The sequence below is a fragment of the Stenotrophomonas sp. YJH_SMC_54 genome (assembly GCF_059368435.1).
On the sequence record NZ_JCAFRS010000003.1, the window covers coordinates 104,705 to 131,126 of the forward strand.

Sequence of the window (26,422 nt, forward strand, 5' to 3'; positions counted from 1 at the left end):
CATTTAGTTCGATCCAAATGCGGTAAATATCGTTGTCGGTGGTTTCCCGGGGTGAATCTGCAGGATCGGTCGGGAATTCCCACCGGCACCTCATCCCGAAGTGGCATGCAAGGTCGCAGGGAATCGGCCCGGTACGCCCAAACACCCGTTGCGGCGCAATGTCGGGGCGGCCTGGATGCTAGAATCACAGGCCTCGCAACCCGTTCATCGACATCCGCCATGAGCCATACCGCCACTGCGCCCGCCAACGCCGAGAAGCGCTACACCGTGCACCGCAGCGATCTGCCGCTGAGCTGCCCGACCCCGGAAATGGCGCTGTGGAACTCGCATCCGCGCGTGTACCTGCCGATCGAAGACGAGCCCAATGGCGAAGCGCAGTGCCCGTACTGCGGTTCCGTGTTCGTGCTGGCCGACTAAGCGGCCGCCCCTTCGATGCGCCGATTGACCGTGGTGCAGTTGCTGCCGGCGCTGCACTCCGGCGGCGTCGAGCGCTCGACCCTGGAAATCGCTGCGGCCCTGGTCGCCGCCGGCCATCGCGCGCTGGTGGTTTCCGCCGGTGGCCGCCTGGTGCAGCCGCTGCTCGACAGCGGTGCCGAGCACCTCAGCCTGGACATCGGCCGCAAGTCGCTGCTGACCCTGCGCCACTTGCCGACCCTGCGCCGCTTGTTTGCCGAGGTTGGTGCGGACATCGTGCATGCCCGCTCGCGGCTGCCGGCCTGGCTGGGCCTGTACGCAATCCGTGCCCTGCCTGCCGCGCAACGCCCGCACTGGGTGACCACCGTGCATGGGCTGAATTCGCCCAGCCGCTACAGCGCGGTGATGACCAGCGGCGAACGCGTGATCTGCGTGTCCAACACCGTGCGCGATTACGTGCAGCGGCACTACCCGACCGTGCCCGAACAGGCATTGCAGGTGATTCCGCGTGGCGTCGATGTGGCCCAGTTCCCGCGCGTGGCGCGTGCCGATCGCCGTCCGCGGATGGCGCTTGCGGCAGAGTACCCATGGCTGGCGCAGGTTGAAGGCCCCTTGCTGCTGTTGCCGGGGCGTGGCACCCGCCTGAAGGGCCACGCACACGCATTGCAGCTGCTGGCGGATGTGCGCGCCGCCGGCGTGCCGGCACAGTTGTGGATGCTGGGCACCGATGAACCCGGCCGTGAAGCCTACGTGGCCGACCTGCGCCGGCAGGCGGCCGCGCTCGGCGTGGCCGAGGCCGTGCACATCAGCACGCCGACCGCACGCATCGCCCAGGCCTACACGGCCAGCGACCTGGTACTGCAGCTGTCGGACAAGCCCGAAGCGTTCGGCCGCACCGTGGTCGAGGCGCTGTCGGTGGGCCGGCCGGTGCTGGGTTGGGACCATGGTGGCGTCGGTGAGCTGCTTCGGCAGCTGCAACCCGCAGGTGCCGTGCCGCTCGGCGATGCGCGGGCATTGGGTGAACGTGCGCTGGCCCTGCTGGCCCAGCCCCCGTCCTTGCCGACCCGCATCCCGTTTACCCTGCAGGCCATGCAGCGCGATACCCTCCGCCTCTATGCCGACCTCGCCGGCTGACCCCGCCGTCATCGTGCGCGACGACCGCGCCGGGCGCTGGACGCCCTGGTGGGTGCTGGCGTACGTGGCGATGTGGCCGTTGCCAGGCATCGCCGAAACCGTGTTGGGCCTCGGCGCGCTGTACGCGGCGGTGCGCATGGTGACGCGCCGCCTGCAGCGCCGCCCGCATCTGTTGAGCACGGCGGCCTGGGCACTGACTTCGATCCTGTTCCTTGGTTACTGGCTGCCGCAGGCATTCTCCGCATTCGATGCGATCGATCCGGCGGCCTCGTGGACCAAGGCTGCTGCGGGCCTGCGCTATCTGCCCTTCATGTGGCTGGTGGCGATCGCGGTGGCTACGCCGGAGCGGCGGCGGCTGACCTTCGCGGGGCTGGCACTGATCACCGGCGCATGGACGCTGGATGCACTGGTGCAGGCGGTGGCCGGCACCAGCCCATGGTTCTGGTCGCTGGAACACCTGAAGCTGGCGGTCAGTGGCCACGCACTGTGCCCGGCCGACGAGGCCGCACTGGCAGATCGCCTCAGTGGCGCACTGGGACCGTGCAACCTGAAGTTCGGCCAGGTGCTGGCCAGCCTGTCGCCGTTCCTGCTGCTGCCCGCCGCGCGGCGCTTTGGCAATACGGGCTGGCTGCTGGCTGCGGCAGCGCTGGGCAGCGTGCTGCTGTTGGCCGGTTCGCGCGCCTCGTGGATCACCTTCGCGCTGGTGCTGGCCTACAGCGGCGTGCGCCAGTTCGGCTGGAAACGGCTGGCGGCGCTGGCGCTGGTGGCGGTGCTCGGCGCCGGTGCGCTGACCGCCAGCGTGCCGCAGCTGCGCGAGCGCTTCGCGCGAACGGCCATGGCCCTGGATGGGGGTGAGCGTGGTGTCGACGAGGCCCTGTCAGGGCGCGCGCGGATCTGGGAAGCCGCCGCCTGCATGATTGAAGAGCACCCGATCAATGGCGTGGGTGCACGTGGTTTCCGCGATGCCTATCCCGCTTGCGTGGCGGAGGACGGGCCGGCCGTGTGGGGCAATGCCCCGGCGCTTCATGCCCATCAGATCGTGCTGGAAATCCTCGCAGAGACTGGAGTGATTGGTCTGTTGCTGTGGCTGGCGGCCGTGGCCCAGGCCTGGCGCGCATGGCGCTACGCGCCGGCAATGGCCCGCGAACGCGCGCGTCCGGCGATGCTGGCGCTGGCGGTGACCGTGTTCCCGCTGAACACCCATCTGGCGTTCTATTCGGCCTTCTGGGGTGGCCTGACCGTATTGCTGGCCGCGCTGTTCGCCGGCAGCCTGCTGGCGCGCGACGCGGACGACACGCCGACGGCGGTGTGATCGTCCATCCAGCATGGCGTGGCTCTACTGCGCGTACCGAACGGAGATTGCTGTGGTGGATCCACGCCATGCGTGGATGGAGCTTTCCCGACGCAAACACAGGTAACCCACCCCCACCGGTGTTTCCATGCGTATCGTACGCTCGAGGCATGGCCAGCCCAAGACTCCGCTACGGTCGATATTCCCGATCCGGCAACGTGTACTCATTGACCACGGCAACCCTTGGCCGTGAACCGTTGTTCGCCGATGCGGCGAACATGGCGATCCTGATCGACACCCTGCGCTTCGTCGAGCGTAGGGGCTTCCGCCACAATCTCGCCTGGGTGGTGATGCCCGACCATCTGCACTGGCTGATGGAACTGCGCAGTGGCAGCGCGCCTATCACGACCATGCAGTGCGGACCGACGAATCACTTCACGAGAAGGCGATGTACATCCTGGCCAATCCGGTCCGTGCGGGCTTGGCGTGCGTGGTGGGGGAGTACCCGTACGCCTGGTGCCGCTGGCCGTTGTGAATCCCGGCACGGAATCGAAGAGCATCCACGCATGGCGTGGATCTACTTGTAGAAATCGCTCCGCCCGCCTGGCTGGCGCTTGAAGCGGCGGTGGATCCACAGGTACTGGTCGGGCGCCTCGCGCACCATCTCTTCGATGGCCTGGTTGACCCGCGTGGTATCGGCTTCCACGTCGTCGCTGGGGAAATTCTCCAGTGGCGCGCCGATCTTCAGGAAGTACTTCCCGCCTTCGCGGCGATGGAAATACGGGATCACCGCACAGCCGGTCATCCGCGCCAGCTGGTGGGTGGCGGTGATGGTCGAAGCGGTGTGGCCGAAGAACGGCACGAACACGGTGTCCTTGCCGCGCATGTCCTGGTCGGGCGCGTACCAGAGGAAGCCGCCCTTCTTCAGGTGGCGCACGGTGGCGCGGATGTCCTCATTGGCGAACATTGCCTTGGCGTAGCGCAGGCGGCCGAACTTCACCGCCCACTCGTACACCGGGTTCTTGTGCTTGCGGTACATGCCTGAAAGATCAACGTAGTCGCACAGCAGTCGCCCGCACATTTCCAGGGTCATGAAATGGCCGGACACCAGCAGCACGCCACGACCTTCCGCCTGCATCTGCCGCAGATGTTCCAGTCCTTCGATCTGCACCTGCGGGCGGATGCTGTCGATGCTGCCCCACCAGGCGCGGATGCACTCGAACACGCCCACACCCAGGGCATCGAAGCTGTCGCGCACCAGGCGCTGGCGCCAGGCCTCGTCCTTCTCGGGGAAGCACAGCTGCAGGTTGACCTCGGCGGCGCGGCGACGGCTGCCCAGCAGGCGCCAGGTGATCCAGCCGACGCCCCGGCCCAGCGCACGCTGCAGCATCCACGGCAGGCGGGCGATGGCGAAGGCGCCCAGCATGGCGGCGAACATCGGCCAGTTGCGGGGATCGCGCAGCGACGGGCGGACGGCGGTGGTGGCATCGGACATTGGCCCATTCTACCAAGGCGGCCGCGTGTCTTTCCCGGGGGGCTCCCGTATCCTTGCCGCATGCGTAAAGACCCTGTCGAATGGATCCTGCGCGGCCTGTATTCGGTCGTGCTCTACATCCTGCTGCCGATCACCGTGTACCACCTGGTCTGGCGCGGCTTCCGGGTCCGTGAATACTTCCGGCGCTGGGATGAGCGCTATGCCTCCTATCCCCAGCCCACCGGCCAACCGCGGGTCTGGCTGCACGCGGTCTCGGTGGGCGAAGTCAATGCCGCTGCGCCGCTGGTGAACGCGCTGCGCAAGGAGCGCCCGGACATCCGCTGGGTCATCACCACCATCACCCCGACCGGCTCCGAGCGCGTGCGTGCGCTGTGGGGCGACGCCCTGGACCACGTCTACCTGCCGTATGACGTGCCCGGCAGCGTCAACCGCTTCCTCGGCCACTTCCAGCCCAGCCTGGCGCTGATCCTGGAAACCGAACTGTGGCCGAACATGCTGTTCGGCTGCCGTGACCGTGGCATTCCGGTCTACATCCTCAACGCGCGCCTCTCGGCACGTTCGCTGCGGGGCTACCGGCTGCTGGCGGCGTTGATCCGCCGCGCGCTCCGCACGGTCACCTGCGTGGCCGCGCAGTCGCAGGACGATGCCGAGCGTTTCGTGCAGCTGGGTGCCGCGCCGGAGCAGGTGCAGGCGCTGGGCAACCTGAAGTTCGACATCACTACGCCGGACGTGCAGGGCTTCGTCGAGCAGTTCCATGCCCGCGTGCCGGCCCGGCGGCCGGTGTGGATCGCCGCCAGTACCCATGATGGTGAAGAACAGGCGGTGATCGATCTGCATCGGCGCCTGCGCCGGCAGCACCCCGACCTGTTGCTGCTGTGGGCGCCCCGGCATCCCGAGCGCTTCCCGAAGGTGGAGGCGCTGGCGCGGGAGCAGGGCTGGAACGTGGCAACCCGGCGCGCGAAGCAGTGGCCGGAGGTTGGAACCGATGTGTTCGTCATCGATACCCTGGGCGAGCTGATGCCGTTCTATGCCTGCGCGCAGGTGGCGTTTGTCGGTGGAAGCCTGCAGCCGATCGGTGGCCACAACCTGCTGGAGCCGGCGGCGATGGGCACCGCTGCGGTGACGGGCCCGCACCTGCACAACTTCTCGGAAATTTCCCGCCGCATGCGCGAGGCGGGCGCGCTGTTGATCGGCGAAGACGTGCAGGCGGTCGGCGAACTGCTGCAGCACCTGCTCGAAGATCCGCAGGCACGCGAGGACATGGCGCGGGCAGGCTGCACGCTGATCAGCAACGGACGCGGTGCCCTGCAGCGTACGCTGGCGCTGGTCGGACCGCATCTGCCGCCACCTTGCCGCTGAGTCCGAAGGGCCGGCGCACGCGACGTGACTGTCGTGAAAGACCGCGTCAATTCTGCTTAGCGACCTGGAATCTGTCGTAGCGGGACCGTGAGCTTCCTTGCCAACGTGCCTGCCGTCACATCGTGATGCGCATGGCGCGTATTCCGATACCGCCTCCCGGCACAGGCTGTCAGTCTGCTGTCGACCGCGCTTGGGCGGATATCAAGGGAACTTGCGATGGACAGCGACAGCAGCCCCGGCATCGATGAGCCCGGGTACGGCGATCGCCTTGTGGTGGTGGCACTGACCTTGCTGCTGGGAGGCGGCGTGGTCGCGCTGGTCGGCCAGCACACCGCAGCCCAGGCAGGCCCGGCCATCGTCCTGAGCCTGCTGCTGGCCGCGCTGGGCACAGGGCCGCTGCTGTACTGCCTGCACGTTCTGAACCAGCAAAGGCCCGCTGCCGATGGCCTGCATGGCGTGGTGCGGGACTGCTGGGGAGGCGTGCCGGCCGTTCTGCTCGGTGGCGCGCTGCTGCTGGAACTGGTGGTGACTGCCGCTGGCGTTGCGCAGTCCGTCGCCAACCATCTGCATGTACTGCTGGCTGGTTGTGGAATCGAGGCCAGCAACGGGATGCCGGGTCAACTGATGGCTGCTGCCAGCCTGCTGTTGCTTGCAGTGGTCGGATTGCTGCGGCCACACCGTGTGGTGCTGGTTGCCTGCGTGCTGCTGACGGTGAAGGTCGGCGCCGGCCTGCTGTTGCTGGTGCTGGCAGCCCGCCATGTGCACTACGCGTACTGGATTCCATGGCTGCCGCCAGCAACGGCACCCTATCGCTTCGGGATCGGCGGTGTACTGGCGGCGAGCGTGCCGCTGTACGGTGTGTTCGCCACCGTTGGCCTGGCGCTGGGATTTCCTGGCATCGGCAGGCAGGCGAGGGCACGGCCGCCGCTGCTGCCGGCGTGCGTGCTGCTGGCCATGGTGCTGCTGATCGTACTGGCCGCGTTGCAGGCGGGCCTGGTCGAATTTCCGGCTCTGGCCAGCACGCGGCCTTTGTCGGTCGCCCTGCAGCATCACCCGCAGTTGTACTGGGTGATGCCCTTGCTGCCGCTGGCGGGAGTGGCAGGGTTGGTGGCGCTCATCCTGGTACTGCTGATGTTGGCTGCGCGGGTGGCGATGCAGCTGTGGCCGACGGCAGGTGACCGATCCCTGGAGTTCCGGGAGAGACTGGTGCCGGTTGCCGTCGTCCTGTCGGCGGCATTGCTGGCGTTGTGGGCGCCCATGGGCAGCCTGCCGGTACTGCCTGGTCCGGCAACCCTGTTGGTGATGGGGGCCGTGTGCGTGGCCGTGCTGCGCGGACGGGCACCGCGATCACGCGCCCTGCCGGTGCTGGCTCCCGTCGCCATCGCACTGTGTCTGCTGGCCGCAGTCGAACGGATGCGGGTCTGGCCCGGCTGACGGTCGGTGGGTGCATGCTTCCGTCCGCGCGACCAACAAAAAAGCCACCCTCGCGGGTGGCTTCTTCGTGACCGGCAGGCTGACGACTTAGTGCGTGGTGGTTGCCGGGTTGCCCGCGTCCTGGGTCAGCAGGCGGTTGACGTCCTGCAGCTCGGCCACGTCCAGCGCACCCAGCGACTGGCTCAGCAGCAGGCGGTTCTGCAGGAAGGTGTAACGGGCCTGGGCGTAGTCCAGCTGCGCCGAGAACAGGATGCGCTGGTTCTGGATCACGTCCAGCACGGTACGGGTACCGACTTCCAGGCCGACCTGCGAGGCGTCATAGGCGCTCTGTGCCGAGACCACCGCCAGGCGGCGGGCTTCCACTTCGCTGATGCCCTGTACCAGGGTCTGGTAGGCATTGCGGGTGTTGCGGTCCAGGGCACGCTTCTGCTGCTCGTAGCCGTCCTGGGCAATGTCACGCTGGGCCAGCGCCTGGCGCACGCCGGACTGGGTAGCGCCGCCGGCGAAGATCGGCACGTTCAGGGTCAGGCCGATGCTGTTGGTGCGGGCGTCGGGGGACAGCGAGCCGGAGCCGGTGCTGTCGCCCCAGGTCGCGGTCTTGCCCCAGCTGCCGCCCAGCGACAGGGTCGGGTAGTGGCCACCACGCGCGGCCTGCACGCCGGCTTCGGCGGCGCTCACCTTCAGTTCCTGCGCCTTCAGCGCCGGATTCTGGGTGGTGGCCTGGTGCACCAGCTCATCGATGTTGCCACGGTTGGCCGGCACTTCCGGACGGAAGTCGGCCGGCAGCCCACGCAGGTTGGTCACCGGCTGGCCGGTCAGTTCGGTCAGGGCCTGGTAGTTATCGGCCAGGGTGTTCTGCGCAACGATGGTGTTGGCACGCGCCTGGTCGTACTGGGCGCGTGCTTCGTGCACGTCGGTGATCGGCGCCAGGCCCACTTCCAGGCGCTTGTCGGCGAAGTCGAACTGCTTCTTCGCAGCCGCTTCATTGGTCTGTGCGGCGTTCAGCGATTCGATCGCCACCAGCACGTTGAAGTAGGCCGCCGAGGTGCGCACGATCAGGCTGTCGTTGGCAGATTCGAGGGTGAAGTCCGCCGCCTTGCTCAGCTCACGCTGCGAACGCAGGTTGTTGATCTGGGTCCAGTTGAACAGCGTCTGGCTGCCATCGATCGTGTAATTGCGGCGCTTGTTGGTGAACGAGCCGGAGTTGATGTCGGCGTTCGGCTCGCTGCGCGTGCGGTTCAGCGTGGCCTGGCCGTTGATCTGCGGCAGCAGGGCGGCGCGCGCCTGCACGGCGCCTTCCTTGTCGACCAGCCGGGTCGATTCGGCGGCGGACAGCTGCGGATCGCCGTTGCGCGCCATTTCGTAGACCTGCAGCAGGTCGGCGGCATGGGCAGACAACGGCAGCAGGGCAGTGGCCAGCGCAACAGCGAGGGATCGGCGGATCATTGCGGCTTCCTTGGACTCAGAGGTGGAACTGGGGTGCCGGGGCGGCACCGCGCAGGTAATCGATATCGGTCTCGAACAGGGACTCGGTGCTGCCGTCGGCCTTGACCAGCAGGGCCTCCATCGCCGGCGAGCGGCCGTGGATCACGAACAGGCGACCACCCGGACGCAGCCACGAGGCGAACTGTGACGGCACCACGTCGACCGCACCAGTGACACAGATCACGTCAAAGCGGCGTTCGGTCTGCCAGGACAGGGCGTCAGCCACTTCCACGCGGACGTTGGTGCCCAGGCCGGAGGCGTCCAGGCGGGCACGCGCGGCGGTGGCCAGCTCCGGGTCGATCTCCAGGCTCAGCACGTCGCGCGCGAGCGCGCCGATGCAGGCGGACAGGAAGCCGCTGCCGGTGCCGATTTCCAGCACTTCGTCACCCGGCTGCAGATCCAGTGCCTGCAGGGTACGGCCCTCGATGACCGGCTTCATCATCTTCTGGCCGTGGCCGATCGGCAGTTCGACATCGGCGTAGGCCAGCGCGCGGTGTGCATCGGCGACAAAAGCCTCGCGCGGCAGGCGGGCCAGGACGTCGAGCACCTTGATGTCCAGCACGTCCCAGGGACGGATCTGCTGTTCCACCATCAGTTCGCGGGCGTGGGCGTAATCAATCGTCATGAGGTTCAAATCCAGCGCAGTGGGCCGGCCATTTTACCGGTGCCGGAGGCCGGCGGCGCGCCCAGAGCATCAGCTGCCGGGTGGCCGGGGTCGCAGTGCCGGAAGTCATCGCGACCTCCGGTTCGTTCAGTTTTGGTTATTCAGCCGTCCCGGCCCCTCGCGGCGCATAGGCGCGCAGGAAGAAGTCGATGCTGGCGGTCACGTGGGCAAGAGGGTCGCACTCCACCGGTGACAGTGGCATGCCGCACATCATATGCATGTGCACTTCGCCCTTGACCAGGGTCAGGAACTGCTCGCCAGCCAGCGAATAGTCGGTGATTTCCAGCTCGCCGCGCTCGGCGCGCGCCCGCAGGAAGTCAGCCAGGGCCTCGCAGGTACGTTCCGGTCCTGCCTTCCAGAACAGCTCGCGCAGGCGTTCGTCGGTCTCCGGCGCCATCATCATGCGCTGGATAGAGATCGCCGCATCGGAAGTGATCAGTTCGAAGAAGGCCAGGCCGATGCCGATCAGCTGGTCGCGCAGCGGGCCGTCCGCGTCGGCCACGAACAGGGCATCGGGCAGCATTTCAATGCACTTTGACTGCACGGCCTCGGAGAACAGGGTCTCCTTGTCGCCGAAGTGGCTGTACACGGTCAGCTTCGAGACGCCGGCCTGGGCGGCAATGGCGTCCATGCTCACGCCGGTATACCCCTGTTCGATGAACAGTACCTTGGCTGCTTCAAGGATCGCCGCGCGCTTGCCCAGATCCTTGGGGCGCCCGGGTCCGGCGGCCTTGGCAGCGGGCTTGGCCGACGGCTTGCGGGAAGTGGAAGAACTCATCGCAACAATACTAGACCAAGCGGTTCGATATTTATACTATACCGGCCGGTTTATTAAATTGGGCCGGCAGTCGCGGCTCCCCCTTGTTGCAACCCTGCGTTTTCAGGACGTTGACCGATGAAGATCGTGCGCTGGATGGGCGGTATGGTGTGGGTGGCTGCGCTGGCAGCCTGTTCGGGACAGGAACAGGCGCCGCAGGCGGCCGTGCCGGTACTGGTGGTTCACCCCGGCGAACAGGCCGGACAGGCGCCGGCGGCATTCCCGGGCACGGTGCGTGCCCGTCAGGAAAGCCCGCTGTCGTTCCGCGTCGGTGGCAACCTGGTCAAGCGCCACGTCGATGCCGGCCAGCGGGTGAAGAAGGGCGACGTGCTGGCCGAACTGGACGTGGCTGACTTCGCGCTGCAGGCCCGTGCCTCACAGGCGCAGCTGGCTGCTGCCGAGGCCGACCTGGTGCGTGCCCGCGATGACCTGAAGCGCTACCAGGTGCTGGCCGACCAGCAACTGGTCAGCCGCTCGCAGCTGGACCAGCAGTCCGCGGCGTTCAAGGCCGCGCAGGGCCAGGCCAATGCGGCCCGCGCCAACCTCGATGTGCTGCGCAACCAGGCTGACTACGCGCAGCTGCGCGCGCCGGCCGATGGCGTGATCGCCAGCCGCGAGGCCGAAGCCGGGCAGGTGGTGTCCGCCGGCCAGACCATCTTCAACCTGGCCGCCGATGGCGGCCGCGAAGTGCTGATCGACCTGCCCGAGGCGACCATCCGCGACTACGCGGTCGGCCAGCCGGTCGAGGTGGAACTGTGGAACCGCCCGGGCCAGCGCCTGCCCGGTACGATCCGCGAGATCGCCGCCGCCGCCGATCCGCAGGCACGCACCTATGCCACCCGCGTCAGCCTGGCCGCCGATGCGCTGGCCGATGTCGAACTGGGCCAGAGCGCACGCGTCTACAGCAGCGCCGGTCGCCACGGCACCCTGCAGCTGCCGCTGGGCGCGCTGCAGCGCGGTGCCAACGGTGCCGCCAGCGTGTGGGTGGTCGATCCGGCCAACAGCACGCTGAAGGCCGCCCCGGTCACCACCGGTGCGTTTGGCAGCGAGACCGTGCCGGTGCTGTCCGGCGTGAACGCGGGTGACTGGGTGGTTGCCGCCGGTGGCCACCTGCTGCGGGCGGGCCAGCCGGTGATCGCCGTGGACCGGCAGAACCGCCCGGTGCTGAAGCCGGCCGCGCCGGCCGCTGCCGCCAAGGCCAAGGAGTAAGCCGGTGCGCCGCTTCAATCTTTCCGAGTGGGCGCTGGCCAACCGCCCGCTGGTGCTGTTCGCGATGCTGGCCTTCGCGCTGATCGGCGCGTGGTCGTACAAGCACCTGGGCCAGTCCGAGGATCCACCATTCACCTTCAAGGCGATGGTGGTGCGCACGCTGTGGCCGGGCGCCACCGCCGAACAGGTCTCGCGGCAGGTGACCGAGCCGATCGAGAAGGCGCTGATGAACACCGGCGAGTACGAGTTCATCCGCTCCTATTCGCGCCCCGGCGAATCGCAGGTCATCTTCATGGCCCGCGACAGCCTGCGTTCCAGGCAGATCCCGGACCTGTGGTACCAGGTGCGCAAGCGCGTGGGCGACATCCGTGCGACGCTGCCGCGCGAGATCGTCGGTCCGTTCTTCAACGATGAGTTCGGCGACACCTACGGCAACATCTATGCGTTGACCGGCAAGGGCTTCGACTACGCGGTGATGCGCGACTACGCCGACCGCATCCAGCTGGAACTGCAGCGCGTGCCCGATGTCGGCAAGATCGACCTGGTCGGCCTGCAGGACGAGAAGGTGTGGATCGAGCTGTCCAACACCCGCCTGGCCACGCTGGGTGTGTCGATGCAGCAGGTACAGCAGGCGCTGGCCGACCAGAATGCGGTCACCGGCACCAGCTTCTTCGAGACCGCCACCGACCGCGTGCAGCTGCGCGTGACCGGCCAGTTCAACGACATCGAAGCGATCCGCCAGTTCCCGATCCGCGCCGGTGACCGCACCGTGCACCTGGGCGACATCGCCGAGGTCAAGCGTGGCTTCGCCGATCCGGCGTCGCCGAAGATGCGCTTCATGGGTGAAGAGGCCATCGGCCTGGCAGTGGCGATGAAGGATGGCGGTGACATCCTCAAGCTCGGCGCCAATCTCGATGCCGAGTTCGAGCGCCTGCAGAAGACCCTGCCGGCGGGCATGCAGCTGCGCAAGGTGTCCGACCAGCCGCAGTCGGTGGAAGAGTCGGTCGGCGAGTTCGTGCAGGTGCTGACCGAAGCGGTGGTGATCGTGCTGCTGGTCAGTTTCTTCTCGCTGGGCCTACGCACCGGCCTGGTGGTGGGCGTGACCATTCCACTGGTGCTGGCGATGACCTTCTTCGTCATGCACTACTTCGACATCGGCCTGCACAAGATTTCGCTGGGTGCACTGGTGCTGGCGCTGGGCCTGCTGGTGGACGATGCGATCATCGCGGTGGAGATGATGGCCACCAAGATGGAGCAGGGTTACGACCGCCTGCGCGCGGCCAGTTTCGCCTGGGAATCCACCGCGTTCCCGATGCTGACCGGCACGCTGATCACGGCGGCCGGCTTCCTGCCCATCGCTACGGCGGCCTCGAGCACCGGTGAGTACACGCGTTCGCTGTTCCAGGTGGTGACCATCGCGCTGGTGGTGTCGTGGATCGCGGCGGTGCTGTTCATCCCGTACCTGGGCGACAAGATGCTGCCGGACCTGTTCAATCCGCAGCCGCCGAAGCCGGGCAGCGTGTCCGCGCGCTGGCACGCCAAGCGCCAGCAGTGGGCCGATCGTTATCCGGCGCTGGCCAAGCTGATCGCGCCGCCGCAGCACGGGCACGACCACGATCCGTACCAGCGCCCGTTCTACCGCAGCTTCCGTCGCTTCCTCGATGGCTGCCTGCGCCACCGCTGGTGGGTGATTGCCGCGACCATTGCCCTGTTCGTGTTCTCGCTGATGATGTTCCGCTTCGTGCCGCAGCAGTTCTTCCCGGATTCGACCCGGCCGGAACTGATGGTGGACATCGAGCTGGCCGAGGGCGCATCGCTGCGCTCGACCCAGGCCCAGGCCGAGAAGCTGGAGAAGCTGCTGTCCAGCCGCGAGGGCATCGCCAACTACGTGTCCTACGTGGGCACCGGTTCGCCGCGCTTCTACCTGCCGCTGGACCAGCAGCTGCCGGCCACCAACTTCGCCCAGTTCGTGGTACTGGCCAAGGACATCAAGGCGCGCGAAAGCACCCGTGACTGGCTGCTGCACGAGGTGATTCCGAAGTTCCCGGACGTGCAGATGCGCGTGACCCGCCTGGAGAACGGCCCGCCGGTCGGCTATCCGGTGCAGATGCGCATTTCCGGCGAGCACATCGAGAAGGTGCAGGCGATCGCGCGCCAGGTCGAGGCCAAGGTGCGCGAGAACCCGCACGTGATGAACGTCAACCTGGACTGGAGCGAGCCGAGCAAGGTGGTGCGGCTGGTGATCGACCAGGAGCGTGCGCGGGCGCTGGGCGTGAGCAGTGCCCAGGTCAGCCAGTTCCTGTCCAGTTCGCTGGCCGGGCAGTCGGTGAGCGTGTACCGCGAAGGCAACCGCCAGATCGAGATGCTGCTGCGTGGCCCGGCCGATGAGCGCAACCAGCTGGAGCTGCTGTCCAGCCTGTCGATGCCGACCGCCAACGGCGGCAGCATCACGCTGTCGCAGGTGGCGACGATGGAGTACGGCTTCGAGGACGGCATCATCTGGCACCGCAACCGCCTGCCGACGGTGACCGTGCGTGCCGACATCAGCGATGGCATGCAGCCCCTGGACGTGGTGCATCAGATCCTGCCGACGCTGGATGGCATCCGTGCCGAGCTGCCGAACGGTTACCTGCTGGAAACCGGCGGTACCGTGGAGGATTCGGCACGTGGCCAGAACTCGATCAAGGCCGGCATGCCGCTGTTCCTGGTGGTGGTGGCCACGCTGCTGATGCTGCAGCTGCGCAGCTTCTCGCGTGCGGCGATGGTGCTGGTGACCGCGCCGCTGGGCATCATCGGCGCGACGTTGTTCCTGCTGCTGTTCCGCGCGCCGTTCGGCTTCGTGGCACTGCTGGGCACGATCGCGCTGGCCGGCATGATCATGCGCAACTCGGTGATCCTGATCGACCAGATCCAGCAGGACATCGATGCCGGGCATGACCGCTGGCATTCGATCATCGATGCGACGGTGCGCCGCTTCCGCCCGATCGTACTGACCGCGCTGGCGGCCGTGCTGGCGATGATTCCGCTGTCGCGCAGCGCGTTCTACGGCTCGATGGCGATCTCGATCATGGGCGGCCTGATCGTCGGCACGGTGCTGACGCTGGTGTTCCTGCCGGCGTTGTACGCGGCATGGTTCCGGGTGAAGCCGGACGAATCCGGGGCGTAATGCCCCGGGTTCTGCGGCCGGGGTCGGATCCCTTTCCCGCTGGGAATGGGCTCTGACCCCATCCACCTTGTGCACATCCACGCATGGCGTGGATCTACTGTAGCTGCAGGCCGCTCCGTAGCACCGGCAGCAGCCATTCGATGAACACCTGCACGCGTTGCGCGCGGTGCTGCCGGTGCGGCTGCAGCAGGGTCACCGGTAACGGCTGCGCCACATGCTGCGGCATCACTTCCACCAGCGCACCGGATTGCAGTTCGGCCTGCACGTCGTAGCGCGGAATCTGCAGCAAGCCCAACCCGGCCACACAGCACGCGATCGACGCTTCTGCACTGTTCACCCGCACCCAGCCGGGCATCGGCAATGTGCGTAGCTGCGTACCCTCCTGCCACTCCCACGGTTCCACCCGCGCCGTGGTCGGCGACGCGTAGTTCACCGCCCGGTGCTGCTGCAGGTCGGCAGGTTGCTGCGGCACACCGTACTCGCGCAGGTAGGCCGGCGCGGCAACGTTGACGAAGTCGAGCTGGCCCAGCGTGCGGGCCACCAGGCTGGAATCGCCCAGCTGCCCGACCCGCAGCACGGCATCGCAGCCGTCTTCGATCAGGTTCACCGCGCGGTCGGTCATGCCCAGGTCGACTTCCACCTGCGGATGGCGCGCGAAGAAGTCGGGCAGCGCCGGGGCGATGATGCGGCGGCCGATGCGACTGGGCACGTCGATCTTCAGCAGACCCACCGGCTGCGCATCGTCCTGCCGGAACAGCGATTCGGCGTCTTCAACCTCGGCGATCAGGCGCAGGCAGCGGGCATGGAACACGTCGCCGTCGTGGGTGGTCGACACCCTGCGGGTCGAACGCTGCAGCAGGCGGGTACCGAGCCGCTGCTCCAGCTCCGCAATGGCTGCCGAGACGGTGGAGCGGGGCAGGCCGAGCTGGTTGGCGGCGCGGGTGAAGCTGGCGCACTCCACCACCCGGGTGAAGATGCGGAAGCGATCGATCCGGTCCATTGTTCGCTGGCTCTGGAAGGTTAAGTCAATGCGGCGGGCTTTATCCGCATTTTCTGCACGATATCGTCGTCAGGGCAGGGTTGCCACCCCGGACAGCCCACTTCCGAGACCGAGGCCATGACCGACCATTCCCTCAAGGGCAAGACCGTGCTGATCGCCGGTGGCGCCAAGAACCTGGGCGGACTGATCGCCCGCGACTTCGCCAGCCAGGGCGCCAAAGCCATCGTCATCCACTACAACAGCGCCGCCACCCAGGCCGATGCAGAGGCGACCGTCGCCGCCGTGCAGGCCGCTGGCAGCAAGGCCGTTGCCCTGCAGGGCGACCTGACGTCGGCGGCAGCGATGGAGCGCTTGTTCGCCGATGCCGTGGCCGCAGTCGGCCGTCCCGACATCGCCATCAATACGGTCGGCAAGGTGCTGAAGAAGCCGCTGCTGGAGATCAGCGAAGCGGAGTACGACGAGATGAGCGCGGTCAACGCCAAGGCCGCGTTCTTCTTCCTCAAGGAGGCTGGACGCCACGTCAACGACGGTGGCCGCATCTGCACTCTGGTCACCTCACTGCTGGGTGCGTTCACGCCGTTCTATTCCAGCTATGCCGGCACCAAGGCGCCGGTCGAGCATTTCACCCGCGCCGCGTCGAAGGAGTTCGGTGAGCGCGGCATCTCGGTGACTGCGATCGGGCCGGGCCCGATGGACACGCCGTTCTTTTACCCGGCCGAGAGTGCCGATGCGCAGGCGTACCACAAGACCGCGGCCGCGCTCTCGGCGTTCACCCGCACCGGCCTGACCGACATCGCCGACATCGTGCCGTGGATCCGCTTCCTGGTCACCGACGGCTGGTGGATGACCGGGCAGACCATCCTGGTCAATGGTGGGTACACCACCAAATAATGCAGCCACGCATGGCGTGGCTCTACAGTAGAGCCACCCCATGGGTGGCTGCCCGCAATGTGCGAAGGGAGAGGCGCCACAGGTGGCGTGGCGCTATCGGATCAGTTGAGTTTGGCCAGCACCGCGTCGGTGGCGGCTGCCGTGCTCACCGCCTGGCCCTTGGCGGCCAGATCGGCGGTGAACACGCCATCGTCCAGCACGGCGTGCACGGCGGCTTCCACCGCAGCGGCTTCCGTTTCCAACCCCAGCGAATGGCGCAGCAGCATCGCGGCGCTGAAGATCGTCGCGTACGGATTGGCGATGCCCTTGCCAGCGATGTCCGGGGCCGAACCATGGATGGGCTCGTAGATGCCGACTGCACCGGGTTCGCCCAGCGAGGCCGACGGCAGCAGGCCGAGCGAGCCGGCCAGCATCGAGGCTTCGTCGGTGAGGATGTCGCCGAACATGTTCTCGGTCACGATCACGTCGTACTCGCGCGGCTTGGCCAGCAGGTGCATGGCCATGGAATCGACCAGCTGGTGCTCCAGTGCAACGTCCGGGAATTCCTCGCGGCCGATGCGCGCGGCCACGTCACGCCACAGGCGCGAGGTCTCCAGCACGTTGGCCTTGTCCACCGAGGTGACCTTGCCGCGGCGCTGCCGGGCCAGGCGGAAGGCACTGCGCAGCACGCGTTCGATCTCGGCCACGGTGTAGCGGCACAGGTCGCTGGCGCTGTCGGCGTCGCGGGTCTTGTCGCCGAAGTAGATGCCGCCGGTCAGTTCGCGTACCACCACGAAGTCCACGCCCTGAAGCAGCTCGGCCTTGATCGGCGAGGCGTGCAGTGCGGCTTCGTGGGTACGCACCGGGCGCAGGTTGGCATACAGGCCCAGCGCCTTGCGGATCGCCAGCAGGCCCTGTTCCGGGCGCACCTTGGCATTGGGATCGGACCACTTCGGGCCGCCGACCGCGCCCAGCAGCACCGCGTTGGCGGCCTGGCAGGCAGTCAACGTCGAGGCCGGCAGCGGCTCGCCGTGGCGGTCGATGGCGATGCCACCGATGTCGTGCTCGCTGAAGGTGAAGGTGTGGTTGAAGCGTTCGGCGACGGCCTTCAGGACGGCGACTGCCGCGGCGGCCACTTCCGGGCCGATGCCATCACCGGGCAGGACAACAATTTCAGCGTGCATGCTCACTCTCGTAACGTTCGATTTCAGGGACACGGCCCAACAGATACCCCAACTGGTCGACGCCTTCCAGCAGGCAGGTCTGCGAGAAGCCATCCAGCGGGAAGGAATAGACGCGCCCATCGGGCGTGCGCAGCTCACGCGCGGCCACGTCGATGGTCAGCTCGTCGTCCGGGCGCTGCATCAGCGCCTGCACGTCGGCTTCGTCCAGCACGATCGGCAGCAGGCCGTTCTTCAGCGAGTTGCCGCGGAAGATGTCGGCGATCTCGCTGCTGACGATGGCACGCAGGCCCAGATCGGTCAGTGCCCATGGTGCATGCTCGCGCGACGAGCCGCAGCCGAAGTTGCGGCCCGCCAGCAGGACGCTGCGGCCGGCGTTGTGCGGCTGGTTGAAGGCGAAGTCGGCCACCGGCGAACCGTCGGCCTGCCAGCGCCAGTCATTGAACGCGTTGCGGCCCAGGCCGGCGCGTTCGGTGGTGGACAGGAACCGCGCCGGAATGATCTGGTCGGTGTCGATGTTGGTCTGGCGCAGCACCACGCTGGCCGAGGTCAGGGTACGGAAACCGGCCATCACGCCACCTCCTGTGCGAACAGTTCGCGGGTATCGGCGACGTGCCCGTTCACCGCGGCCCACGCCGCGCTCATCGGCGAGGCCAGTAGCGTGCGCGAACCAGGGCCCTGGCGGCCTTCGAAATTGCGGTTGCTGGTGCTGACGGCCAGCTGCCCGGGTGCGACCAGATCGCCGTTCATGGCGATGCACATCGAGCAGCCCGGCTCGCGCCACTCGGCACCGGCCGCGCGCACGATCTCGTGGATGCCTTCGGCCTCGGCTTCGCGCTTGACGATCTCCGAGCCCGGCACCACCAGCATGCGCACCCGGTCAGCGACGCGACGACCGCGCAGTACCTGCGCCACTTCGCGCATGTCGCTCAGCCGACCGTTGGTGCACGAACCGACGAACACCACGTCCACCGGCGTTCCGGCCAGCGCCTTGCCGGCCTGGAAATGCATGTAGTCCAGGCCCTTCTGTGCGGCGGCATCGTTGGCCGCCGGAATCGGCGCATCCACCGCGATAGCCGTGCCCGGATGGGTACCCCAGGTCAGGGTCGGGCGGATGTCGGCGGCGTCAATGTGCGCTTCGCTGTCGAAACGCGCGCCCTCATCGCTGCGCAGCTGCTGCCAGCGCGCCACGGCGGCGTCGAAATCGGCGCCCTTCGGCCCGCGCGGCGTAGCGGCGACGAAGTCGAAGGTGACCTGGTCCGGCGCCACCATGCCGGCACGCGCACCCGCCTCGATCGACATGTTGCACAGGGTCATGCGCTGTTCCATGTCCATCGCTTCGATGGTGCTGCCACGGAACTCGATGACGTGGCCGGTGCCGCCGTTGACGCCGATCACGCCGATGATGTGCAGGACCACGTCCTTGGCGCCGACGCCGGGCGCCAGCGGGCCATCGACGGTGATCGCGAAGGTCTTCGCCTTGCGCTGCAGCAGGCACTGCGTGGCCAGCACGTGGCCGACTTCACTGGTGCCGATGCCGAAGGCCAGTGAACCGAACGCACCGTGGGTGGAGGTGTGGCTGTCGCCGCAGACGATGGTCATGCCGGGCTGGGTGAAGCCTTGTTCCGGCGCGATCACGTGGACGATGCCGCGGTTGTCCGAGGCCATGTCGAACAGTTCGATGCCGTGTTCGGCGCAGTTGCGTGCCAGGGTGGCGACCTGCGCTTCGGACGCAGCGCTGGCGTAGGGCAACGTGCCGTCGGCGGCAGGCGGCAGGGTTGGCGTGGAGTGGTCCATCGTCGCCTTGGTGCGGTCCGGCCGGCGCGGCGACAGGCCGCGCTCGCGCAGTTCGGTGAACGCCTGCGGCGAGGTCACCTCGTGGATCAGGTGCAGGTCGATGTACAGCACGGCGGGGGCGCTGTCGGTTTCGGGAACCACCACGTGGGCGTCCCACAGTTTGTCGTACAGGGTGCGGGGTGCGGAAGTCATGCGTATGCCTGGCAGAAGTACGAAATAGCGAACATCAGTAAAGGAAACGGAACGGTCAAGTCAGCGACGGCGGGCGAGCACGCGCAGGCGCACGTAGTCGGCCAGCGGCTGGCCGGCGGCATTGCGCGGCAGCTCGGCCAGCAACGCGGTGGCGGCCTCGCGCACGGTAGCGCGGGCCTCGGCCGGCAGGTCGTCCAGCAGTGGTGCAGCGAAGACCCGCAGCCAGCCGGCCACGCCGGTCGGCAGTGCGGTCGGGCGCGGCGTGCACTCGATCAGTTGCACCTGGAAGCCATGCTGGCGCAGGCGGTCGGCGTAGGCATCGGCGGTCGGGAAATACCACTGGAAGGTGCTGGCGCCATGGCCGTGGGCCACGCGCGCGGCCTGTACCGCCGCGATGATCGTGGCCACGTTGCCGTGGCCACCGAATTCGGCGACAAAGCGGCCGCCGGGGCGCAGGGCGCGGCGCACGCCTTCCAGCACGCGGTCCGGAGTCGTCATCCAATGCAGTGCGGCATTGCTGAACACTGCATCGAACTCGCTGTCGAACGACAGCGCGTGGCCGTCCATCACCTGCGCGTCGACACCGCGTGCGCGGGCGGCGACCACCAGTTCCGGCGAAGCATCCACGCCGTGGATGCGTGCGCCGCTCAGCGCCAGTTCGGTACTGAGTACGCCATCGCCACAGCCCAGGTCGAGGATGCGCTCACCGGCGCGCGGGTCGAGCAGGCGCGAGACCGCGCCGCCGAGCAGCGGGACGAAGCCGGCGTCGATCGCATAGTCCTGGGCGTTCCACTGCTGGCCAGCGGCGCTGGCCGGGGTGAAGGTGTCGAAGGCGCTCATGGCGGGTTCCTCAGGCGGTGGCAGGGGTGGGAACGTCGGTGCTGTTGTGGGCGGTGGCCTGGCGCTGGCGCAGCAGGCGGTTGGCCACATCCAGCCAGGCCAGCGCGGAGGCTTCGATGATGTCCTTGCTGGTGCCGGTGCCGTCGTACTCCACGCCTTCGTGGCGCACGCTCAGGTTGGCCTCACCGCGCGCATCGGCGCCGATGCCGACGCTGTGCACGTGGTAGCTGTCGAGCATCAGCTGCACGCCGGTAGCGGCCGACAGCGCGCCGAACAGCGCATCGACCGGGCCATCGCCCTGCGCGGTCTCGGCCACGCGGTTGCCGTCCGGGTCGGACAGTTCGACCAGCGCGTTGGCGCGGCTGCCGACATCGCTGATGGTCATCGAGGCCAGGCGGTAGCCCTGCGCGTTGGAGCCGCCCTGCATCAACGTCTGCAGGTCGGCATCGGTGACCACGCGCTGCTGTTCGCACAGGCCCTTGAACTGCTCGAACACCAGTTTCAGTTCGTCTTCGTCCAGCCAGAAGCCCAGCGCACGCAGGCGCGCTTCAACAGCGGCGCGGCCACTGTGGCGGCCCAGCACCATCTGCGAGTCCTCCCAACCCACGTCTTCCGGGCGCATGATTTCGTAGGTGCCGCGATGGCGCAGCATGCCGTGCTGGTGGATGCCCGATTCGTGGGCGAACGCATTGGCGCCGACGATGGCCTTGTTGCGCTGTACCGGCATGCCGACCAGGCGCTGCAGCAACTGCGAGGTGCCGACGATGCGCGGGGTGTTGATCGAACTGTCCTGCTCGTAGAAGGCCTGGCGCACCTTCAGCACCATCGCGATCTCTTCCAGCGAGCAGTTGCCGGCGCGCTCGCCGATGCCGTTGACGGTGCACTCGACCTGGCGCGCGCCGCCTTCGATGGCGGCCAGCGAGTTGGCCACGGCCAGGCCCAGATCATTGTGGCAGTGCGCGCTGAAGATCACGTTGGCCGCGTTCGGTACATCGGCGACGCCGGCGATGACCTGCTGGAACATCGCGCGGATCTCTTCGGGCGTGGTGAAGCCGACGGTATCGGGCAGATTGATGGTGGTGGCGCCGGCGGCAATGGCCACGCGCGAGACTTCGATCAGGTAGTCCAGCTCGGTGCGGGTGGCATCCTCGGCCGAGAACTCGACATCGTCGATGTAGGAGCGGGCCAGCGATACGTGCTTGCGTACCGACTCCAGGACCTGTTCGCGGGTCATGCGCAGCTTGTGCTCGCGGTGCAGCGGGCTGGTCGACAGGAACACATGCAGGCGCGGGTTGGCCGCGGCTTCCAGTGCGCGTGCCGAGGTCTCGATATCGGCCTGCAGGCAGCGGGACAGCACCGCCAGGGTCAGGCTCGGGCGGCGCAGTTCGCGGCCGATCAGTGCCATCGCTTCGCGGTCGGACTGCGAGCTGGCCGGGAAGCCGGTCTCGATGATGTCCACGCCCAGTTCGTCCAGCGCACGCGCCATCACCAGCTTCTGCGGCGGGCTCATGCTGCAGCCAGGGGACTGCTCGCCGTCACGCAGGGTGGTGTCGAAGATGCGGATGCGCGGGGTGGTAATTCGTTCGATGGTGGTCACAGGGAAATCTCCTCGACAGCGGGCGTTGCGGCTTGCAGGTGGGAAGGGGAAGGCATGGGGGAGGGCGGCGCGCTGGCCTTGGCGGGCGAGCGGGGTGTTTCGCTGCGCCGTCGCCGTGGCTTGCGCGGCGGGCGCGGTCGGATGTCGGTTAGCAGGCCGGCCAGCACACCGGCATCGATGTTCCCGCCGGAGACCACCGCGCACTTGCGGCGGCCCGCGACGCGGCGGCCAGCGGCCAGCGCCAGCGCGCCGGCACCCTCGGCAATGATGTGTTCCTCCAGTGCCAGCCGGACCAGGGTTTCGCGCAGTTCGGCTTCGCGCACGATCACGACATCGTCCAGCAGCGAGGTGCATAGGCGACGGGTCAGGAAGCCGGGGATCTTCACCCGCACGCCGTCGGCCAGCGAGGCGACGGGTGCGATCTCGCGCACGTCGCCGCGGATCGCGCGCGCCATCGAATCAACGCCTTCCACCTGCGCGCCGACCACGCGCACGCCCTGTGATTTCAGCGCCAGGGCCACGCCGGAAGCCAGGCCACCGCCACCGATCGGCACGATCACCACGTCCGGCGCGTGCGCGGCCAGCTCGATGCCGACCGTGCCCTGGCCGGCGATCACGTCGGCATCGTCGAACGCGGACAGGAAGCGGTAGCCGTGGCGTTGTGCCAGTTCGACCGCGAAGGCGTAGGCTTCGTCATAGCTGTTGCCGTGCTGGCGCACGGTCGCGCCCCAGTGGGCGACGCCGGCGATCTTGGTGGCGGGTGCACCATGCGGCATCACAGTGATGGCCGGCACATCCAGTCGATAGGCCGCCCAGGCCACGCCCTGGGCGTGGTTGCCGGCCGAGGCGCAGATCACCGGCCGGGTGTCGCCGCGTTCGCGGCCGGCCAGCAGTGCATTCAATGCGCCGCGCACCTTGTAGGAACCGGTGCGCTGCAGGTTCTCCAGCTTCAGCCAGGTACCGAAGCGTTCGGCGTGGTGCAGCGGGGTGGGCGGCAGGAAGCGGCGCAGGCGGGCCTGCGCTGCCAGGACGTCGGCGACGCTTACGTCGCCGACATCGCTTTCCTGGCTGGTGTCAGCGGCCGGCATGGGCCACCAGCGCGGTGCGGGCGACCGCCGCATGCGGGCACGGGCGGCGAAGAAGACGCCTCCGTACCGGCACCGTGGTCGCTACGGTACGGGTGTTCATGGCGATACTCCTTCCACGGCGGTGACCTGCACGGACACGCAGTCGTAGATCTTCTCGATCTGCCGGCACAGCGTTTCCGCCGGGCGCTGGCCATCGACGACCAGCTGCAGGTGCCAGCGGCCATCGTCGGCGGCCACCGGCGCACCGCTGATCGCACGCGGCGCAAAGCCGCGGCGTTCGGCCATGCCGATCACGCGCAGCAGCGCGCCCTCGGCCGGGTGCAGCACCAGGTCAAGCCGGTATTGCATTGGGGGTCTCCTGGCGGGCATGGGCGGGGTTGCTTTCCAGCATCGTGCTGTTGGCGGTGTTCGGCGGCACCAGCGGCCACACGTTGGCGCGTGCATCGATGGCCACGTGCAGCAGCGCCGGGCCGGGCTCGGCCAGCAGCGCGGCCAGGCCGCCTTCCACGTCGTCGCGGTTGTCGATGCGGGTGGCGGCAATGCCGAACACCTGCGCCAGGGCTACGAAGTCCGGGTTGTCGGACAGGTCGATCTCGCTGTAACGCTCGGCGAAGAACAGTTCCTGCCACTGCCGCACCATGCCCAGCGAACTGTTGTCCAGCAGCACGATCTTCACCGGCAGGCGGCAGCGGGCGATGGTCGCCAGCTCCTGCACGTTCATCATGAAGCTGCCGTCGCCGGACACCAGTACCACGGTGCGCTCCGGGCAGGCGAACTGCGCACCCATCGCCGCTGGCAGGCCGAAGCCCATCGTGCCCAGTGCGCCACTGGTCAGGTGGTTGCGGGGATGGTTGAAGCGGCAGTGCTGGGCCACCCACATCTGGTGCTGGCCGACATCGCAGGCGATCACCGCATCGGTCGGTGCCAGCTCGCTCAGGCGCTTCAGCAGCGCCGGGGCGTAGATGTGCTGGCCCGGTGCGTCGTAGCGTGCAGCGAAGCGGTCGCGGTGCTGCGCACAGCGCTTGCGCCACGCGTCCTGGTGGGCCCTGGGGGAGGGGAAGGCCGCACGCAGGGCACGGATGGCGTGACCGACGTTGCCAGGCACGGCGATGTCGGCAGTGCGCAGCTTGGAGATCTCGTAGGCGTCAGCATCGATGTGGACGACGCGGGCGAATGGCGCGAACTCGGCCAGCTTGCCGGTCGCGCGGTCGTCGAAACGCGCACCCAGCACCAGCAGCAGGTCGCTTTCCTGCACCGCCATGTTGGCCGCGCGGGTGCCATGCATGCCCAGCATGCCCAGCGACTGCGGATGGTGGGCCGGCAGTGCACCGAGGCCGCGCAGGGTCATCACGGTGGGGATGGCACTGGCCTCGACGAAGTCGCGCAGGTCCTGCACGGCATCGCCCAGGGCGATGCCACCACCTGCGTAGACCACCGGCTTCTCGGCCACCGCCAGCGCGGCGATGGCCTCGGCGATGGCGGCCTCGGCCGGCGCCGGCGGCGGTTCGACGTTGCTGGGCACATGCGCCGGCAGATGGCTGGCATCGGCCAGCTGCACATCCTTGGGCAGGTCGATCAGCACCGGGCCGGGGCGACCCTCACGGGCAATGCGGAACGCATCGGCCACCACGCGCGGCAGGTCATCGACGCTGCGCACCAGCCAGCTGTGCTTGACGATCGGCATCGTCAGGCCGAACACATCCAGTTCCTGGAAGGCGTCGGTGCCCAGCAGCGGCGTGCCGACCTGGCCGGTGATGCAGACCATCGGTACCGAATCCAGCATCGCATCGGCAATGCCGGTCACCAGGTTCGAGGCGCCCGGGCCGGAGGTGGCCACGCAGACGCCCACCTGGTTGCTGGCGCGGGCGAAGCCGTTGGCGGCCAGCGCCGCGCCCTGCTCATGGCGTACCAGGATGTGCTTCAGCGACGAATCCACCAGCGCGTCGTAGAACGGCATGATGGTGCCACCGGGATAGCCGAACAGCGTGCGGACGCCTTCGGCCTCCAGCGCCTGGGTCAGCCAGCGCGCGCCGTTGGGCGGCGCGCTGCGATGTGTCGAAGAGTTCATGGGGGAACCTTGCAAAGCGGGTGGGGGAGGCCGCGTGGTTACGCGGCCTGTCCTTGCAACCAGACCATCTTGGCGCGCAGTTCCTTGCCCACCTTTTCGATCGGGTGCTCCAGGTCGGCCTGCTTGAACCTGTTGTAGTTCGGCAGGCCCGCTTCGTACTCGGCCACCCAGTTCTTGGTGAAGGTGCCGTCCTGGATGTCCTTCAGCACCTCCTTCATGCGCTCCTTGGTGCCGGCATCGATCACGCGCGGGCCGCTGACGTAGTCGCCGTACTGCGCGGTCTCCGAGATGAACTCCAACATGCGCGAGATACCGCCTTCATAGAACAGGTCCACGATCAGCTTCAGTTCGTGCAGTACTTCGTAATAGGCGATCTCCGGCTGGTAGCCGGCTTCCACCAGGGTCTCGAATCCGGCCTGCACCAGCGCCGAGGCACCGCCGCACAGCACCGCCTGCTCGCCGAACAGATCGGTCTCGGTCTCTTCCTTGAAGGTGGTCTGGATCAGGTTGGCGCGCGCACCGCCGAGGCCGGCCGCATAGGCCTGCGCATGCTGCGCGGCCTTGCCGCTGATGTCCTGGTAGACCGCCCAGATGCACGGCACGCCACGGCCGATCTCGTACTCACGGCGCACCAGCGCGCCGGGGCCCTTCGGCGCGACCAGCACCACGTCCAGGTCGGCACGCGGCTCGATCATCCCGTAATGCACGTTCAGGCCATGCGCGAACAGCAGGCACGCCCCCTGTTTCATGTTCGGCGCCAGCACGTCGTTGTAGAGCTTCTTCTGCACCATGTCCGGGGTCAGCACGGCAACCAGGTCGGCGTCCTTCACGGCCTCGGCGGGCGCGATCACGGTGAAGCCATCGGCCTGCGCCTTGGCTTCGGTCGGGCCGCCCGGACGCAGGCCTACCACCACGTCGAAGCCGGATTCGCGCAGGTTCAGTGCGTGGGCGCGGCCCTGGCTGCCGTAGCCGATGACGGCGATCTTGGTCTGGGGCAGGTCGTTGGTGCTCATGGGGGAGGTTCCTTGCGGTGGGAAGAAAAAAGAACGGCCGGTCGTCGAGGTGACGTGCCGGCCGGTCAGGGGAAAGCGGTGGAGGAGGCGCCGCGCATCGCACAGGCGCAGCCACCACGAGGCGTGGTGGTGCAGGTCCGGGTTGTGCGATGAGCGTTGGTCATGGTGGTTGCGTCTGAAACCAGGTTCTGAAATGAAAAAACCCGCACCGGGGCGGGTGCGGGTTTTTGAAGAGTTCCGGTGTGTGTGTTGCTTACACGCTGGCTCGTCCCGCACCTGTTGGTTGGGTAATAAGTACGAGCACAAGA

General features: G+C 67.8%; 22 protein-coding genes and 1 pseudogene. 9 read left to right on the top strand and 14 right to left on the bottom strand.

All coding sequences use genetic code 11. The features are described 5' to 3' along the window. The first annotated feature begins 219 nt into the window (after positions 1-219). From AC5P5S_RS04580 to AC5P5S_RS04595, 4 genes and pseudogenes are all read left to right on the top strand, one after another. Positions 220-417 carry a zinc-finger domain-containing protein gene (locus AC5P5S_RS04580; protein ID WP_005410967.1) on the top strand — a complete coding sequence of 66 codons (198 nt, stop codon included), beginning with the start codon at positions 220-222 and terminating at the stop codon, positions 415-417. Positions 418-432: 15 nt separating this feature from the next. Beyond that, positions 433-1,548: a glycosyltransferase gene (locus AC5P5S_RS04585; protein ID WP_049460229.1), complete on the top strand. Its 1,116-nt coding sequence runs from the start codon at positions 433-435 to the stop codon at positions 1,546-1,548. Continuing rightward, positions 1,529-2,860, top strand: coding sequence for an O-antigen ligase family protein (locus AC5P5S_RS04590; RefSeq protein ID WP_049460230.1), 1,332 nt, complete (start codon positions 1,529-1,531; stop codon positions 2,858-2,860). The genes AC5P5S_RS04585 and AC5P5S_RS04590 overlap by 20 nt, the downstream gene beginning before the upstream one ends. A gap of 149 nt (positions 2,861-3,009) precedes the next feature. After that, positions 3,010-3,374, top strand: a pseudogene (locus tag AC5P5S_RS04595) (transposase). 42 nt (positions 3,375-3,416) lie between these two features. Here the strand turns inward: AC5P5S_RS04595 and AC5P5S_RS04600 are convergent. After that, the gene (locus AC5P5S_RS04600; RefSeq protein WP_005410964.1) at positions 3,417-4,334 is read right to left on the bottom strand and encodes an LpxL/LpxP family Kdo(2)-lipid IV(A) lauroyl/palmitoleoyl acyltransferase; all 918 of its coding nucleotides are present in this window, start codon (positions 4,332-4,334) and stop codon (positions 3,417-3,419) included. Positions 4,335-4,394: 60 nt separating this feature from the next. Between AC5P5S_RS04600 and waaA the strand changes: the two genes are divergently transcribed. Both waaA and AC5P5S_RS04610 read left to right on the top strand, forming a co-directional pair. Continuing rightward, positions 4,395-5,693: a lipid IV(A) 3-deoxy-D-manno-octulosonic acid transferase gene (waaA, locus tag AC5P5S_RS04605; protein ID WP_005414416.1), complete on the top strand. Its 1,299-nt coding sequence runs from the start codon at positions 4,395-4,397 to the stop codon at positions 5,691-5,693. Between the two features lie 216 nt (positions 5,694-5,909). After that, positions 5,910-7,127 (top strand): hypothetical protein, encoded by a 1,218-nt coding sequence (locus tag AC5P5S_RS04610; RefSeq protein WP_012481208.1) that lies wholly within the window; start codon positions 5,910-5,912, stop codon positions 7,125-7,127. An 87-nt stretch (positions 7,128-7,214) separates the two neighbouring features. Here the strand turns inward: AC5P5S_RS04610 and AC5P5S_RS04615 are convergent, their stop codons facing one another. The 3 genes from AC5P5S_RS04615 to AC5P5S_RS04625 form a co-directional block, all read right to left on the bottom strand. Then, positions 7,215-8,573, bottom strand: coding sequence for a TolC family outer membrane protein (locus AC5P5S_RS04615; RefSeq protein ID WP_033835642.1), 1,359 nt, complete (start codon positions 8,571-8,573; stop codon positions 7,215-7,217). Positions 8,574-8,589: 16 nt separating this feature from the next. After that, on the bottom strand, positions 8,590-9,237 hold the full coding sequence (locus AC5P5S_RS04620) for a protein-L-isoaspartate O-methyltransferase family protein (protein WP_005410960.1): 648 nt from the start codon (positions 9,235-9,237) through the stop codon (positions 8,590-8,592). Between the two features lie 136 nt (positions 9,238-9,373). Further along, on the bottom strand, positions 9,374-10,054 hold the full coding sequence (locus AC5P5S_RS04625) for a TetR/AcrR family transcriptional regulator (RefSeq protein WP_005410959.1): 681 nt from the start codon (positions 10,052-10,054) through the stop codon (positions 9,374-9,376). Between the two features lie 117 nt (positions 10,055-10,171). On the opposite strand from AC5P5S_RS04625, the gene AC5P5S_RS04630 reads away from it, so the two are divergent. Together AC5P5S_RS04630 and AC5P5S_RS04635 are read left to right on the top strand one after the other, a co-directional pair. Then, positions 10,172-11,302: an efflux RND transporter periplasmic adaptor subunit gene (locus AC5P5S_RS04630; RefSeq protein ID WP_012481207.1), complete on the top strand. Its 1,131-nt coding sequence runs from the start codon at positions 10,172-10,174 to the stop codon at positions 11,300-11,302. A 4-nt stretch (positions 11,303-11,306) separates the two neighbouring features. Then, on the top strand, positions 11,307-14,468 hold the full coding sequence (locus AC5P5S_RS04635) for an efflux RND transporter permease subunit (RefSeq protein WP_062605679.1): 3,162 nt from the start codon (positions 11,307-11,309) through the stop codon (positions 14,466-14,468). A 94-nt stretch (positions 14,469-14,562) separates the two neighbouring features. Here the strand turns inward: AC5P5S_RS04635 and AC5P5S_RS04640 are convergent, their stop codons facing one another. Beyond that, positions 14,563-15,468 carry a LysR family transcriptional regulator gene (locus AC5P5S_RS04640; RefSeq protein ID WP_062605681.1) on the bottom strand — a complete coding sequence of 302 codons (906 nt, stop codon included), beginning with the start codon at positions 15,466-15,468 and terminating at the stop codon, positions 14,563-14,565. Between the two features lie 117 nt (positions 15,469-15,585). Here AC5P5S_RS04640 and AC5P5S_RS04645 point away from each other — a divergent pair, with 117 nt between their 5' ends. Then, complete coding sequence (locus AC5P5S_RS04645; RefSeq protein WP_005414410.1) at positions 15,586-16,359, top strand: SDR family oxidoreductase; 774 nt, start codon at positions 15,586-15,588, stop codon at positions 16,357-16,359. Positions 16,360-16,460: 101 nt separating this feature from the next. On the opposite strand, the gene leuB is transcribed toward AC5P5S_RS04645, so the two are convergent. The 9 genes from leuB to ilvC all read right to left on the bottom strand — a co-directional run bounded on the left by leuB (position 16,461) and on the right by ilvC (position 26,114). Next, positions 16,461-17,522: a 3-isopropylmalate dehydrogenase gene (gene leuB, locus AC5P5S_RS04650; RefSeq protein WP_049432927.1), complete on the bottom strand. Its 1,062-nt coding sequence runs from the start codon at positions 17,520-17,522 to the stop codon at positions 16,461-16,463. After that, a complete protein-coding gene (gene leuD / locus AC5P5S_RS04655) occupies positions 17,512-18,090 on the bottom strand; it encodes a 3-isopropylmalate dehydratase small subunit (protein WP_024958459.1) in 579 nt (192 codons plus the stop codon). The genes leuB and leuD overlap by 11 nt, the downstream gene beginning before the upstream one ends. Beyond that, positions 18,090-19,508, bottom strand: a complete 1,419-nt coding sequence (leuC, locus tag AC5P5S_RS04660; protein WP_043034057.1) for a 3-isopropylmalate dehydratase large subunit — start codon at positions 19,506-19,508, stop codon at positions 18,090-18,092. The genes leuD and leuC overlap by 1 nt, the downstream gene beginning before the upstream one ends. Positions 19,509-19,568: 60 nt before the next feature. Continuing rightward, the gene (locus AC5P5S_RS04665; protein WP_005410951.1) at positions 19,569-20,348 is read right to left on the bottom strand and encodes a class I SAM-dependent methyltransferase; all 780 of its coding nucleotides are present in this window, start codon (positions 20,346-20,348) and stop codon (positions 19,569-19,571) included. Positions 20,349-20,358: 10 nt separating this feature from the next. Next, positions 20,359-21,945: a 2-isopropylmalate synthase gene (locus AC5P5S_RS04670; protein ID WP_043034058.1), complete on the bottom strand. Its 1,587-nt coding sequence runs from the start codon at positions 21,943-21,945 to the stop codon at positions 20,359-20,361. Further along, positions 21,942-23,033, bottom strand: a complete 1,092-nt coding sequence (locus AC5P5S_RS04675) for a threonine dehydratase (RefSeq protein WP_033835631.1) — start codon at positions 23,031-23,033, stop codon at positions 21,942-21,944. The genes AC5P5S_RS04670 and AC5P5S_RS04675 overlap by 4 nt, the downstream gene beginning before the upstream one ends. Positions 23,034-23,129: 96 nt before the next feature. Next, positions 23,130-23,381, bottom strand: a complete 252-nt coding sequence (locus AC5P5S_RS04680) for an ACT domain-containing protein (RefSeq protein ID WP_005410947.1) — start codon at positions 23,379-23,381, stop codon at positions 23,130-23,132. Then, complete coding sequence (ilvG, locus tag AC5P5S_RS04685) at positions 23,365-25,101, bottom strand: acetolactate synthase 2 catalytic subunit (RefSeq protein ID WP_062605683.1); 1,737 nt, start codon at positions 25,099-25,101, stop codon at positions 23,365-23,367. Before ilvG ends, AC5P5S_RS04680 begins: the two co-directional genes overlap by 17 nt. Before the next feature lie 38 nt (positions 25,102-25,139). Beyond that, positions 25,140-26,114, bottom strand: coding sequence for a ketol-acid reductoisomerase (gene ilvC / locus AC5P5S_RS04690; protein ID WP_005410945.1), 975 nt, complete (start codon positions 26,112-26,114; stop codon positions 25,140-25,142). Positions 26,115-26,422 lie beyond the last annotated feature (308 nt).